This window comes from Agrobacterium sp. S7/73 (genome assembly GCF_019355535.1).
GTDB lineage: Bacteria > Pseudomonadota > Alphaproteobacteria > Rhizobiales > Rhizobiaceae > Agrobacterium > Agrobacterium tumefaciens.
Genome location: NZ_CP072138.1, coordinates 734,011 through 746,106 on the forward strand (window position 1 = coordinate 734,011; position 12,096 = coordinate 746,106).

11 protein-coding genes and 2 pseudogenes are annotated in these 12,096 nt (G+C 56.1%); 6 read left to right on the forward strand and 7 right to left on the reverse strand.

Going from position 1 to position 12,096, the window contains the following annotated elements:
• Positions 1–20: 20 nt before the first annotated feature.
• Genes J5276_RS27975 through J5276_RS27985 form a run of 3 tightly spaced genes read right to left on the reverse strand, consistent with a single transcriptional unit; the run spans position 21 to position 2,793 of the window.
• Positions 21–1,244, reverse strand: a complete 1,224-nt coding sequence (locus J5276_RS27975; RefSeq protein ID WP_209160034.1) for a pyridoxal phosphate-dependent aminotransferase — start codon at positions 1,242–1,244, stop codon at positions 21–23.
• An 11-nt stretch (positions 1,245–1,255) separates the two neighbouring features.
• Positions 1,256–1,918 (reverse strand): TetR family transcriptional regulator C-terminal domain-containing protein, encoded by a 663-nt coding sequence (locus J5276_RS27980; protein ID WP_209160035.1) that lies wholly within the window; start codon positions 1,916–1,918, stop codon positions 1,256–1,258.
• A complete protein-coding gene (locus tag J5276_RS27985) occupies positions 1,915–2,793 on the reverse strand; it encodes a dimethylarginine dimethylaminohydrolase family protein (protein WP_209160036.1) in 879 nt (292 codons plus the stop codon). Before J5276_RS27985 ends, J5276_RS27980 begins: the two co-directional genes overlap by 4 nt.
• 211 nt (positions 2,794–3,004) lie before the next feature.
• Between J5276_RS27985 and J5276_RS27990 the strand changes: the two genes are divergently transcribed.
• The 6 genes and pseudogenes from J5276_RS27990 to J5276_RS28015 all read left to right on the forward strand — a co-directional run.
• Positions 3,005–3,778 (forward strand): ABC transporter ATP-binding protein, encoded by a 774-nt coding sequence (locus tag J5276_RS27990; RefSeq protein WP_209160037.1) that lies wholly within the window; start codon positions 3,005–3,007, stop codon positions 3,776–3,778.
• 161 nt (positions 3,779–3,939) lie between these two features.
• Complete coding sequence (locus J5276_RS27995) at positions 3,940–4,722, forward strand: transporter substrate-binding domain-containing protein (protein ID WP_209160038.1); 783 nt, start codon at positions 3,940–3,942, stop codon at positions 4,720–4,722.
• A 42-nt stretch (positions 4,723–4,764) separates the two neighbouring features.
• A complete protein-coding gene (locus tag J5276_RS28000) occupies positions 4,765–5,487 on the forward strand; it encodes an ABC transporter permease (RefSeq protein ID WP_209160039.1) in 723 nt (240 codons plus the stop codon).
• 23 nt (positions 5,488–5,510) lie between these two features.
• The gene (locus J5276_RS28005; protein WP_209160056.1) at positions 5,511–6,323 is read left to right on the forward strand and encodes an ABC transporter permease; all 813 of its coding nucleotides are present in this window, start codon (positions 5,511–5,513) and stop codon (positions 6,321–6,323) included.
• Positions 6,324–6,718: 395 nt separating this feature from the next.
• Positions 6,719–7,621 carry a DMT family transporter gene (locus tag J5276_RS28010; protein ID WP_209160040.1) on the forward strand — a complete coding sequence of 301 codons (903 nt, stop codon included), beginning with the start codon at positions 6,719–6,721 and terminating at the stop codon, positions 7,619–7,621.
• Between the two features lie 276 nt (positions 7,622–7,897).
• Positions 7,898–8,115: pseudogene (locus tag J5276_RS28015) on the forward strand (transposase); the annotation flags it as partial.
• 36 nt (positions 8,116–8,151) lie between these two features.
• Here J5276_RS28015 and J5276_RS28020 read toward each other — a convergent pair.
• From J5276_RS28020 to J5276_RS28035, 4 genes and pseudogenes are all read right to left on the reverse strand, one after another.
• Positions 8,152–8,364 (reverse strand): annotated as a pseudogene (locus J5276_RS28020) (Tn3 family transposase); the annotation flags it as partial.
• Between the two features lie 49 nt (positions 8,365–8,413).
• Complete coding sequence (locus J5276_RS28025; RefSeq protein ID WP_229002299.1) at positions 8,414–9,334, reverse strand: HD-GYP domain-containing protein; 921 nt, start codon at positions 9,332–9,334, stop codon at positions 8,414–8,416.
• Between the two features lie 157 nt (positions 9,335–9,491).
• Positions 9,492–9,974 (reverse strand): chemotaxis protein CheW, encoded by a 483-nt coding sequence (locus tag J5276_RS28030; protein WP_370647646.1) that lies wholly within the window; start codon positions 9,972–9,974, stop codon positions 9,492–9,494.
• The gene (locus J5276_RS28035) at positions 9,974–11,902 is read right to left on the reverse strand and encodes a methyl-accepting chemotaxis protein (protein WP_209160043.1); all 1,929 of its coding nucleotides are present in this window, start codon (positions 11,900–11,902) and stop codon (positions 9,974–9,976) included. The genes J5276_RS28030 and J5276_RS28035 overlap by 1 nt, the downstream gene beginning before the upstream one ends.
• Positions 11,903–12,096: the final 194 nt, after the last annotated feature.

A 12,096-nucleotide genomic window follows, 5' to 3' on the forward strand; every position in this document is an offset into this window, starting at 1 on the left:
CGGCTCGAGCGCATCAGACTTCATGTCCCGTAGACATACTCCGATTGAGCAGCCTCGTGAATGCTTGCTGTCTCAGCGTGAATGCGCGCTGCAAGGCGGCTGATCCTCTCGCATGCTTCTGCAAGAGACGAATCTACCACGGTTAAACTTAAGCGGATGTAGGCACTTGCATGCCCGCCAAAGGAAGAGCCAGGCATAACAGCAACGTTTTCTTCCTCAAGCAGCCTCCAGGCGAAGGCTTCGCCCGAGAGGCCGGTGCCTGAGACATCCACGAGGATGAACATTCCGGCCTCGGGCGGGAGAGGGATGATGCCGGTTGCGTTACCCAGAGCAGCAACGACCTGCGCGGCACGTGCACCATAAGAAGCGCGCATGATCGATGCGGTCCGAATTTCATGGGTCAGGGCGTAAGCCGTCATATCAGCAATAAAGGGTTGGCCGCCGAAAAGCATCGTTTCGGACACGGGCAGAAGCCGGCGGGTAAAATCCGCTGGCCCGATCGCCCATCCGCTTCGAAAACCAGGGGCGGCATGAGATTTGGAGATGGAGGAGACGACAATCGTACGCTCCGCAAGTGCGGCGATGTCGAATGGTGAGGCGAAAGTTCCCGAAAAAATCAGTTCCTCATAGACCTCGTCGCAAACGATCCAGAGATCGTGCCTTCGACAAACCTCGCCAAGCGCCTCGATATCCTTGCTTGTCAGCACCGCGCCGGTCGGATTATGCGGCGTATTCAAAAGCAGCACCCGGCAATCGGGCGTGATCGCCCTTTCCAGGTCCTCTACCTGCATGCGAAAGCCTTCTTCCTGACGCAGGGGGACAGTGATCCGATGGGCTCCGGTCGACTGGATGACGCCGTCATAGGTCGCGTAAAGCGGATCGCCTACCAGAACCCCATTGCCCGCTTCCACTAGGCCCAGCATGACCGCAAACAGTGCCGTCTGGGTACCGGGAAAACACAGGACATTGTCAATGTTCACACCTGCACGACGTTGTGCGTAACGGGCGGCCAGAGCTTCCACGACAGCCGCTTCGCCACGGCCGTTGGAATAGCGATAACGGCCCGCATTCATGGAACGTTGGCATTCGGCGATAAGGCTGGGGTCTAGTGGTTGGTCCGGCTCGCCAATCGTGAGCTCGATGACATTGACGCCGCTCGCCTTCATCTGACGAGCGCGAATGTGCAAGGCCCACTTGCCAGAGCCCAGATTGGCAAGTCTGTTGGTGATCGAGGCATATCGCATGGTTTCTCCAACTATTGTTCTGCGCGGTTTTGTCCGCGCTCTTGGGCCGCAGCCTCATCGATGGGTTCGAATTCTAGTCCGAGCAGCGATTCGACGGTCGACACCGCGACCGTCGCCAACTCCGAGTTTGTAAAAAGCTCATGCGCCAGGCAGGCTTCCAGCCACAGACCGTCGATCATGCCGTTGATCGCAATGGCAAGGCGGCGGCAATCTACTTCAACGACCGTCCGGCCACGTGATCTCAGAAAATTTGCAATCAGGCCCTGCAAGTCGTCGCGAAAGTCCAGGTATCCTTGACGATGGATCGCGGCCAGTGTTGCATCGACACGTACCTTGCCGATAAAGGCCGCCCAGATCGACAGGGTGCGGTTGTTGGCGACCGGTGCGGTTAGATTCAGTGTAATGAAGTCCCGCAGCTGTCGACCCGGAGTGCCCTCCATGTCGACCGCCTTGGCGGCAAAGGTGGCCACAACAGAACGATACGCCTCCGCCACCATTTCTTCCTTGCTCTCGAAGTAATGCCGCAACAGCCCGGCTGTCACACCCGCCCGCAACGCGATCTGGCGCACGGTAGCGCCCTCCAGTCCCGCCTCGGCGATGCAATCGAGTGTCGCTTCAATCAGCTCTTGCCGCCGTTCTGCTTCCGGAGCCCGATGAAAAGTCGCCCGGCTCATGCGGCCTTCCTAAGGATCGGTCGGGTCAGGCAGGTCGGCCCGCCCTCGCACGCGATGCAAAGGGCACTCGCTTCGAAAACACTGACCCTGCAGCCGACGGCTTCCATCGCCGCCTGGGTTTTGGGAAAACCGGCCACCATGATGACTTCTTTGGGGCGCACCGGCAGAACGTTGAGGCTAAGGCCATTGCTGGCATGGAACTCGTCGGCCGGCGCCTCGATCAGTCTGACACCTCGTTCTTTGAGCAACTGGTAGAAGGGGGCGGGCAACAGGGGCGCGAACACGAGAGCGATGTCATGGGCAAGGGGGCTCATCACTGGCATCAGATGCAGGCAGGCTTCCTCGCCCTGCCATAGGGGAAGATAGTAGCTTAAAACTCTAATACCGTAGGTACCGAGCATTCCAGCAAGCTGCGAGATGCCGTTTGCATTGCTGCGCACGCCACGTCCGACGACCAGCGTTGTGGGATCGAGCCAGATACAATCGCCACCTTCCACGGTGCCGGGTGCTTCAATTCTTCCGATGACGGGAATGCTCGCCTTGTCATATGCGGCTTCATGCAGTGCCGTTTCGCCATTGCGAAAGGTTTTGCCCATGCGCAGGATAATCGCACCATGACCCGTCATCAGAGACGGATCATGGGTAGACATCGCATCGGCCAGACCATCTCCGCTATCTTCGAACCAGAGTATCTCCGCTCCGGATGTCTCGATGAATTTGGCGAACTCCCCATATTGGCGGACCGCGGTTTCACCGTCGAAGGTGGGGCCGTAGCGCCATTTTTCCTGGTCCGCCTGTATGGGGCTTCGGCCTGGACGGCGCATTAAAACCCTTCCGAGATCGTTGACCATTCCCTGAAAACCGTACCCTGTCATCCCTGCGCCCCTGTTCAAACTTTAGTCATTTCCGTGACATGCCAAAAAAATCGGCCACTTCGCTATTATACACTTGTATAACTGCTGAGCAACTGCCATTATCGCGTCAAATAAGCAGTACGTGACTGGGCAATCTCCACACGACAAAAACAATGGGAACTGGCTTCATGACTTCAATTTCGAATGCCAATGTTAGGGCCGTGTGCGTCCCATGACAGGAAGCGCGCCAGCCATTATCGTCGAGAACCTGCACAAGCGTTTCGGCCCGCTTGATGTTCTCAAGGGTGTTTCGCTGACGGCCCGCCAGGGTGATGTTATTGCCATTATTGGCGGTAGCGGCTCAGGAAAATCGACATTCCTGCGCTGCATCAACATGCTGGAACTGCCCACATCGGGCTCGGTCCGTATTCATGGAGAAAGCATCTCCCTGAAAAAGGACGGTTATGGAGGCTTGATGCCGTCCGACCGCAAGCAAGTCCAGCGGCTGCGGACTCGACTGGCGATGGTCTTCCAGAGTTTCAATCTGTGGCAACACATGACCATCTTGGAGAATGTCATCGAAGTGCCGGTACAAGTTCTCGGCAAATCGAAGGCTGAAGCAATCGAAACGGCAGAGGACATTCTTCGACGTGTCGGGCTTTTTGACAAGCGGAACGCCTATCCGGCCTTTCTATCCGGCGGCCAGCAACAGCGCGCCGCCATTGCCCGGGCCTTGGCAGTCCAGCCCCTGGTGATGTTGTTCGACGAACCGACATCGGCTCTTGATCCGGAACTGGTTGGCGAAGTTCTAAGGGTGATAAGCGATCTTGCCAGCGAAAGACGCACCATGATCCTCGTGACCCACGAAATGAAGTTTGCGCGGGACGTCGCCAACCATATTGTCTTCCTCGCCGATGGCGTCATCGAGGAGCAGGGGCCGCCCGAGCAGGTGTTCGGTGCGCCGAAATCCGAGCGCCTGAAGCGCTTCATCAGCGCGATCCACTGAAGCATTTGCGCCTTTCGTCGGATCGGGAAAACATGCTCTGTTTTCAAACGATCAGCACGCAATCGCTTCGACATTCTGGAATTGCTGCAGCGACCTCGTCAGTGTCGTCGCACGCAATAGTGCCATGCGTGCCGTTGTATTAACCAAAAGATAGGATGCACATGAACAAGCCGCTTAAATTCGTTGCATTGTCGTTCGCGGTCGCACTCGCTGCGGTAACCTCCGCAGCATCAGAACCGATCAAGGTCGGCATTGCCGCAGAACCATATCCGCCCTTCACCTCGCCAGACGCACAAGGGAACTGGGTGGGCTGGGAAATTGATTTCGAAAAAGCCGTCTGTGCAGAAGCCAAACTCGATTGCATGATTACCCCCGTTTCGTGGGACGGGATCATTCCGGCACTGATGTCCAAGAAAATCGACCTTATCATCGCCTCGATGTCGATCACCGATGAGCGCCTGAAGACGATCGACTTTTCCGACAAATACTACAACACACCAAGTGCCGTCATCGGAACGAAGGGCGTCGATTTCACAGCGACGCCGGAAGGCCTTGCCGGAAAGACAATTGGCGTCGCGGTTTCCACGATACAACAGGTCTATGCGACCAAATATTTCGGTAGCGCCGGTGCGACCGTCAGGGAATATCAGACGCAGGATGAAGCCAACCAGGATCTGGCATCAGGCAGGATCGACGCGGTCCAGGCCGATTCGATCGCACTCGATGCCTTCCTGAAGACTGAGGTTGGCAAGGCATGCTGCGATCTGAAAGGCCTTGTCAAGGATGATCCTTCCATTCTGGGAGCTGGCATCGGCGTCGGCATCCGTAAGGGCGATGCCGACCTCAAGGCAAAGATCAATGCGGCCATCAAGGCTATACGCGCAAATGGCACCTACGCCGCATTCTCGAAGACGTATTTCGATTTCGATGTCTATGGAAACTGATGATGCGCCCTGCGGAAGCCGGCTCTAGCGTGGTTCAATTTCATGACTGATCCTGTGTCCCAAATTAACTGGGCTTTGCTCGCGGTCGCACCACCCGGATGGGGTGGTGTGCTGCTGGCGGGCTTCATCAACTCCGTCGAAATTGCGCTTGGCGGCTTTTGTTTCGGCCTGCTTCTCGGCGTCGGCGGTGCGTGCGGAAAACTCTATGGCGGTCCCCTGATTCGTGATCTCCTGGAATGTTATACGATCATCGTGCGCGCAGTTCCGGAGCTCGTTCTGATCCTGCTGATCTTTTATGCCGGCACCGATGGCATCAATCAGGTGTTGAGCCTGATGGGGATCGGTGCCGTCGATATCAACGGTCTTGTCGCCGGCATCTTCGTCATCGGCTTCGTACAGGGTGCCTATTCGACCGAGGTCTTGCGCGGCGCCATCAACGCCGTCCCCGCCGGGCAGATCGAAGCTGCACGTTCCTACGGCATGCCTCCCACCAAGGTCATTGCGCGCATCACCCTACCGGCGATGCTGCCCCATGCAATTCCAGGTCTTTCCAATCTCTGGCTGATCGCCACAAAGGACACCGCGCTCCTGGCGGTTGTCGGCTTCTCCGAACTAACGCTTGTTACGCGTCAAGCAGCAGGGACGACCAAGGAGTATATGCTTTTCTTCAGTGCAGCCGGAGCTCTCTATCTGGCACTGACGCTCGTTTCGAACCTCTTCTTTAAAATCATCGAGCGACACGCTCGACGCGGCTTTGCGGTGTGACCATGACTATGCCCCCGGACCCGATGACCGACGCCGTGCCGATCGCTCCCGTAGACCTGTCGATCAAGGGTAGCTTCTTGAAACCGCATCGCATCGTGCTGATGCTACTGGTAGCTGGCATTGTATGTTGTATTGTGCTGTTCATGCGCTGGGACTGGCTGCCGCGCTATCTGCCACGCATAGGCCAGGGCGTCTTGGTGACGCTGACGATGCTGTTCGGCACTGCTGCTCTCGGTTTCCTGCTCGCCGTGCCGCTGGGTTTGCTCCAGGTCACGGGACCAAGTATCCCGAAATTGCTTGCCCGGGGCTTCTGCACGATCATTCGCGGCACACCGCTGCTACTACAGCTATGGTTGCTCTATTATGGGCTCGGCTCGCTGTTTCCGCAATTTCCTGCCATCAGGCAATCGTGGTTATGGCCTTACCTGCGGGAAGCTTGGCCCTACGGCGTCGCAGCCCTGACCATCTCGTTTGCTGCTTATGAAGGGGAGATCATGAGGGGCGCGTTCGCCGGGGTACCGGCAGGAGAGCTGGAGGCGGCACGAGCCTACGGAATGAGTAAATGGACAGTCTTTCGCCGCATCTGGCTGCCTCGAGCGATGCATCGAGCGCTCCCGACCCTGAGCGGTGAAACTGTGCTGCAGCTCAAGTCGACCCCACTTATTGCAACGATCACCGTTACCGATGTCTACGCCGTCATCTCCAAGGTGCGGCAGGAGACCTACTTAACCTACGAGCCTCTCCTGTTACTCGCTTTGATCTATATGTTATTGACCGGTGCGTTGGTCCTGGCGTTCCGCGCACTTGAAAACCGTATTCCGACGCGTCGTCCATGACAGGACTTCGGGTGCTGCCCGTTCAACCCGGTTCTCGATTGCGCAACGATTGAGGAACCCCTTGGTACGGCCGATGGCGTGGCGCGTTAACGCCGGCAATCGAGCTTTCGGTTGCCAAGAATCCAGAGCCTCGGCCGAGCAAGAGGATTACCAGAACGACAGCAAGATTGCGGGCGCAGCACGTATCCGGTTGCCGTGCTGTGGCAAGGCTGACGACCGCGGTACAGGGGAGTTTTTGATCGTACTTCGTCCTTCACCGATGTTTGTGCCAATTCCGTTGCTGAAAACGGAAACGTCTTCCTTAAGGAGCCTGATACTTGGCACGACGAGACAAACAGGCTCCCCGACATACGGCTGATCGCCGGACACGGCAGCCCCACGAGCAGGAGACAAAATTGGCAAGCCTCCGCAAGTCCGGCATGGCACGAAGCCGACCGACCGACCGACCGATGCAAGGCATCTTGCTTTGCATTGTTGCCTACGGTTTTCTGTGCCTACAGGACGCCGCCATGAAATGGCTGGTCGAGGATCATTCGGTCACCGTATCATTGTTCTGGCGCAGCCTCGCGGTGCTTATGGGTTGCCTTCTGCTCGGAGGACGGCGAATTGTCCGCGATGCCGCGTCATCATCGGCCAAGGGCCTCGTCGTGTGGCGGGCACTCGTCTCGGTCACCGCTTGGGTGCTCTACTATCTGGCCGCCCGTCACTTGAGCCTGGCCGAGATGACTACGCTTTATTTTTCCGCGCCGGTGATCGTCGTAATCCTTGCAGTTTTACTTCTCAAGGAACGAGCAAACCCGTGGCAATGGATCTCCGTCCTGGTTGGTTTTACCGGGGTCATCGTCGCCACCGGGCCGGGGGGGGCGAGCGAGCCGCTTGCCGTGGTCATGGTGCTGGGGGCCGCCGTGTTCTGGGCGTACAGCTATATTTTGATGCGCCAGCTTGGCGGGCGCATGGGCCTCGCCGCCCAGGTTATGATGACTAATCTCGTGTTTGTAGCGGCTATGGGGGCAACCTTGCCCTGGCAGGGGTCAATGCCGGGCTGGGATCAAATCGGTGCAATGGCGCTCGTTGGCCTTGTTGGAGGTCTCGGTCAACTCGCGCTCTTTGCGAGCTTCGAGCGGGCTAGCGCGACCATGCTGGCGCCTTTCGAGTATAGCGGTCTCGTGTGGGCCTTCCTCATTTCGACGATCTTCTGGGGCACGCCGCTCGACGGCGCGGTCCTGCTTGGCGCGGCGATAATTGCAGCGAGCGGCATCATCGGCGCTGTTGCCGCCAAGAACGTTAAGAGCTCATAAAAACCCCTTTTCGATACCCGGGATTCGCCAGTGGATTGCAGCAGAAGCAAGGAAAGCCACTGTCGTGTTTCCATCAAGCCTTAACGACTTGAAAGTCCTTGTGTAATCGTCAACACCTGTGACTTGAAGGCCAAGGGAAGCGTATTAGTCGCATATGAAATTGGTGCAGGAATCAAATCTCAACACTTTAGTCTATGCGGCTGGGATCGAAAAGAGGTTGATTGATCCAGCACGCCGCACAAACATAACGCCGCCCGCCGCCATCACCCCGGTAAAATGAAGTTCAAGGTGACGAACTGGGCGGAGTATGATGCGGGCCTTCGCCGCCGTGGCAGTTTAACCCTTTGGATAAAGCCGGAAGCGCTGGCGGACTGGGCAGCCACACGTCGCAGAACGCGCGGTGGTCAGCCACTCTATTCGGATCTGGCGATCGAGACTGCTCTGATGCTGGCATGGTGTTTGGGCTGCGTTTGCGCCAGAGCGAAGGAGCGATGCCCCCTACGTCAATGTCCAAGGAAAATCGCGCTTACGGCTTTAGCATCGGTACGCCAGAATCTTGCGCCGCCGACATCTGCAATGCGAGGGCTGAACTGGTATCCGGGCAGATAAAATATGCCGAAGATCGTGTAGGTGTATCCGGTCGTGTCGGTCGTTATCCCGGTGGGCTAAAGCTCTGTCTCCTGCTCCAGCACAATGGCGAGCAGATTGAAGCTATCGCGCAGGGTGCCGGAAACGGTCATCGCGTAAGGCCGGTGAACTGGCTACTCGCGAAGAGCCAGCCCATTGCGGCATTTAACACAGTCCGCTGATCGCCACACCGGAAACAAAGGCCTTTAGAAGATCCGGATCGAAGTGGCCTGGTGAATTCATCATCGTGTCAATCGCTTCGGCTTGTGTCCAAGCGCGCTTGTATGGACGTACCGTCGTCAGTGCGTCATATACATCGCAAATTGCTCCGATCCGGGCAATCAACGGGATTTCCTTTCCCGCCAGTTGCCGAGGATATCCCGAACCGTCAAATTTCTCGTGATGATGAAGACACATATCGAGAACTGCTTTTGAGACCCCCGGCACCCTTTTCAAGATTTTATAGCCGCGGTCTGGATGCGTCTGAATGATAGACATCTCTTGAGGTGTCAACTTTCCCGATCTTTCTAGCAACCCAACCGGCAGGGTCATTTTTCCAAGATCGTGCACCAGTCCACTCACGCCGAGAGTATGGATTGTCCCCCCCGAAAAGCCAAGGTCTCGTCCGAATGCAATCATCAAAGCGCTCACCGAAACCGAATGAAGAAACGTGCTTTCATCCTTGTTTTTGAGTTTGGCAAGCTGGATCAATGCCCCGGCATTGGTCAACGCATCAGCCATGACTTTTTCGACCGCTTGGCACGCCGCTTCAAAATGGAAAACGTTACGTTGCGCTTGGGCCAGCACATTTTGAACATGTGGGCGGGTCTGTTCTATCGTTTTTCGCGCCCGCGCAATCTGCTCCTCTGAAAATGAGTTATCGAGATCAGAGGCGGAACTTAATAAGTTCAAATCATTGACGGCGCCCGAAGCAATATTGGCATCAATACCTTTCTTGATGTCGATAACGACACTCATCGCGCAGCTGCCCCGTACCCGATCAAGATCGGACTCGGTTTCAATGAAGAACTCGCAGACAGTCATTGCTCCACCACGCGCCGCGCCTTCCAACTCCTCGACAAACATTCCCTTTCGCACCTGGTGCAACCGAATCCGTTTTCGCAAAGTCCCTCCAGTGCCGCCACGCGGCCGCATTGTATTAGCGCAAAGAACGACAAGTAACTCAAGAGTATAGGGTTAGAACGCGAAAACGAGACTCGATACTCATCTTTTATGTACTTGGCTAAGCAGCGATCGTCCTCATTGTTTCAGTTTTTCCGAACATGGCCTGAAGGTTGAGAAAGCAGATCATGCCCGTTGGCTGGGCGATGATCGCCTCAGCAAAGCGCATGCCGGAGGTGACACTGATCTCCGGAACCGGCTGGAGAAGGTTTTCTTGGATCGTCAGGATGTCCGAAACCATATCCACGACGAGACCTATGGCGGTACCATTGACCTCGGCAACGACGATGGCGCTTCGCGGGGTTGGCTCAGTGCTCGGCATTCCGAGCTTGTTGGCAAGGTCGATGATTGGGATCACCGACCCACGCAGGTTCATAACGCCGACCACGTCATGAGGAGCATGTGGAATCGGAGTAGATTGGCCCCATCCGCGAATTTCGCGGATGGTTGTCGTGCGCATGCAAAACTCCTGGTCGTGGAGTTTGAATGCGATGATCTCAAGCATTGCGTCAGTAACGCCTGCCGGCGTGTACGCACCGCTTATCAAAAATCCTCCCACGTATGCTTGGCGGCGGCATTTCCGGAAAAAGCCTTTGCAACTTTTCCGGCCAGATGCCTGACCGGTGAGTCCACCTGACGGTGCGTGGAGCTTGCCGCCATGACTGTGGCTGTCTGATGTAGCGCACCGACAAGTTGAAACTGCGAGATCAGTTCTCGTAGCCTACCGCTCTCGTTGGCAAGCGTAGCTCCGGCCGCACTGGTCTCCTCCACCATCGCAGCGTTCTGCTGGGTGACCTGGTCCATCTGGTTGACAGCAGTGTTAACCTCGGCGAGACCGACCGACTGCTCTTTTGCTGACGTCGCGATTGAGTCCATGTGCTGATTGACAGCAACAATATAGCCCTCGATGGTCTTCAGCGCCTGGCCTGTCGCGCTGACCAACCTGACGCCGTTTTCAACCTCGACGGAGGAGTTGCGGATCAGGTCCTTGATCTCCTTGGCGGCTTGGGCGGAGCGCTGGGCAAGTTCGCGCACTTCTTGTGCAACGACGGCAAAGCCCTTGCCTGCATCGCCGGCACGTGCTGCTTCCACCCCAGCATTGAGCGCCAGCAGATTGGTCTGGAAGGCGATCTCGTCGATGACGCCGATGATGTTGGAGACTTGGTTGGACGAGGCCTCGATCTTCTGCATCGCGTCGACGGCATTGGCGACGACCAGACCAGACTCGGCCGCACTTTCATTCGCTTGCACTGCAATTTTGCGGGCGTCTTCGGCACGTTTGGACGAGTTGGCCACATTAACAGTGATCTGGTCTAGTGCGGCCGCCGTTTCTTCCAGTGCCGATGCCTGCTGTTCGGTCCGCTTGGACAGATCGTCGGCGCTTGCGCTAACCTCCTTGCTGCCGGTATCGATCGCGGTGGTCGCCTCGGCGACAGACCGCAGGGTTTCCGACAGTTGCGAGACAGCGGCGTTGAAGTCGGCGCGAAGGGTTTCGAAATCAGATGCGAACGGATCAATGAGTTTGAAGGTCAGATCGCCGCTCGCCAGATGCTTCAGGCCTTCCCCTAGACCGACAGTGGCCTGAGCCATTGCTTCGGAGCGAAGACGATCGGCCTCCGCCTTAAGGCGACGCTCTTCCTCCGTCAGGTTTCGGTTTGTGGCAGCTTCCTGCTCAAGACGCATATTGGCGATTGCATTGTCTCTGAACACGGCGACCGCCTGGGCCATCTCCCCCACTTCATCCTTGCGACCCAGGCAAGTAATAGGCTCGTCGGTTTTACCATCAGCCAGCGTCAACATGCGAGCCCGCAATGTGTTGATGGGCCCGGTAATCCCGCGGCTCGAAACAAATAGGGCCGCCAATATCAAAACTATGAAGAGAGTGACGAGCGAACTGATGAAGGTGAAAATCGTCGACTGCATGTTGGCAGTCATCTTGTCATTCTCGGAGCCCACATATGCTATCATCGTATCAACGCGCGAGCGCATTTTGTTTCTTAGCTCATCTACGAGAGGGTCGACAGTCGCGAGGATTTGCTTCGCTTCTTCGTCCTGATCCTTATTGGCCAGAGCTACGACTTTGTCCGTCATGCCGAGCACCGAGCCTACCTGAGTTTTTATTTCTGAAATTTCACCAGCCATCTCGGGCATGAGCCTATCCAACTGAACGAAACGGTCAGCAATCCGCTGGGTATTTTTGCTATAACTGGCAAGAACGGTCGCCATGTACGGATCGTTAGAGGTGTAGAGCAGCGATTGATCGGCATTATATACCGCTACAAGAAGAGCAGTATTCATTCTCGCCAGTTCAACAGCTGCGATGGCATCGTTTTTTATGAAGTCGCTGTACGTTGTGTCAGCGTCTCTGTAATTTAATGAGATCGCAGTGACGCTCGCAATTCCCGCAACGCAAAGAGGGATGATCAACGCGAAGATCTTCGTGCGTATTTTGGTATTTTTCATGAATGACATGACGTTGTTCTCCTGGCAAATAGTAATCATTTGTTGATGGAAAGATGCCAGACAGTAAAATCATTTCACCTTTAGGCGATTGAGACGAATACATTTTCGTCATATGTGTTAAATTTTCGCCGGAAACTGTCCGGCTAAAATCATTACCTGAGTAAACGGTGATTTTAGGTATGATTGAGTTGTGAGGGAACTGC

Excerpts from the sequence above, each read along its gene's own strand:
- J5276_RS27975 (WP_209160034.1), bottom strand. The coding sequence starts at position 1,244 with ATGCGATATGCCTCGATCACCAACAGACTTGCCAATCTGGGCTCTGGC.
- J5276_RS27980 (WP_209160035.1), bottom strand. The coding sequence starts at position 1,918 with ATGAGCCGGGCGACTTTTCATCGGGCTCCGGAAGCAGAACGGCGGCAA.
- J5276_RS27985 (WP_209160036.1), bottom strand. The coding sequence starts at position 2,793 with ATGACAGGGTACGGTTTTCAGGGAATGGTCAACGATCTCGGAAGGGTT.
- J5276_RS27990 (WP_209160037.1), top strand. The coding sequence starts at position 3,005 with ATGACAGGAAGCGCGCCAGCCATTATCGTCGAGAACCTGCACAAGCGT.
- J5276_RS27995 (WP_209160038.1), top strand. The coding sequence starts at position 3,940 with ATGAACAAGCCGCTTAAATTCGTTGCATTGTCGTTCGCGGTCGCACTC.
- J5276_RS28000 (WP_209160039.1), top strand. The coding sequence starts at position 4,765 with ATGACTGATCCTGTGTCCCAAATTAACTGGGCTTTGCTCGCGGTCGCA.
- J5276_RS28005 (WP_209160056.1), top strand. The coding sequence starts at position 5,511 with ATGACCGACGCCGTGCCGATCGCTCCCGTAGACCTGTCGATCAAGGGT.
- J5276_RS28025 (WP_229002299.1), bottom strand. The coding sequence starts at position 9,334 with ATGTTTGTCGAGGAGTTGGAAGGCGCGGCGCGTGGTGGAGCAATGACT.
- J5276_RS28035 (WP_209160043.1), bottom strand. The coding sequence starts at position 11,902 with ATGTCATTCATGAAAAATACCAAAATACGCACGAAGATCTTCGCGTTG.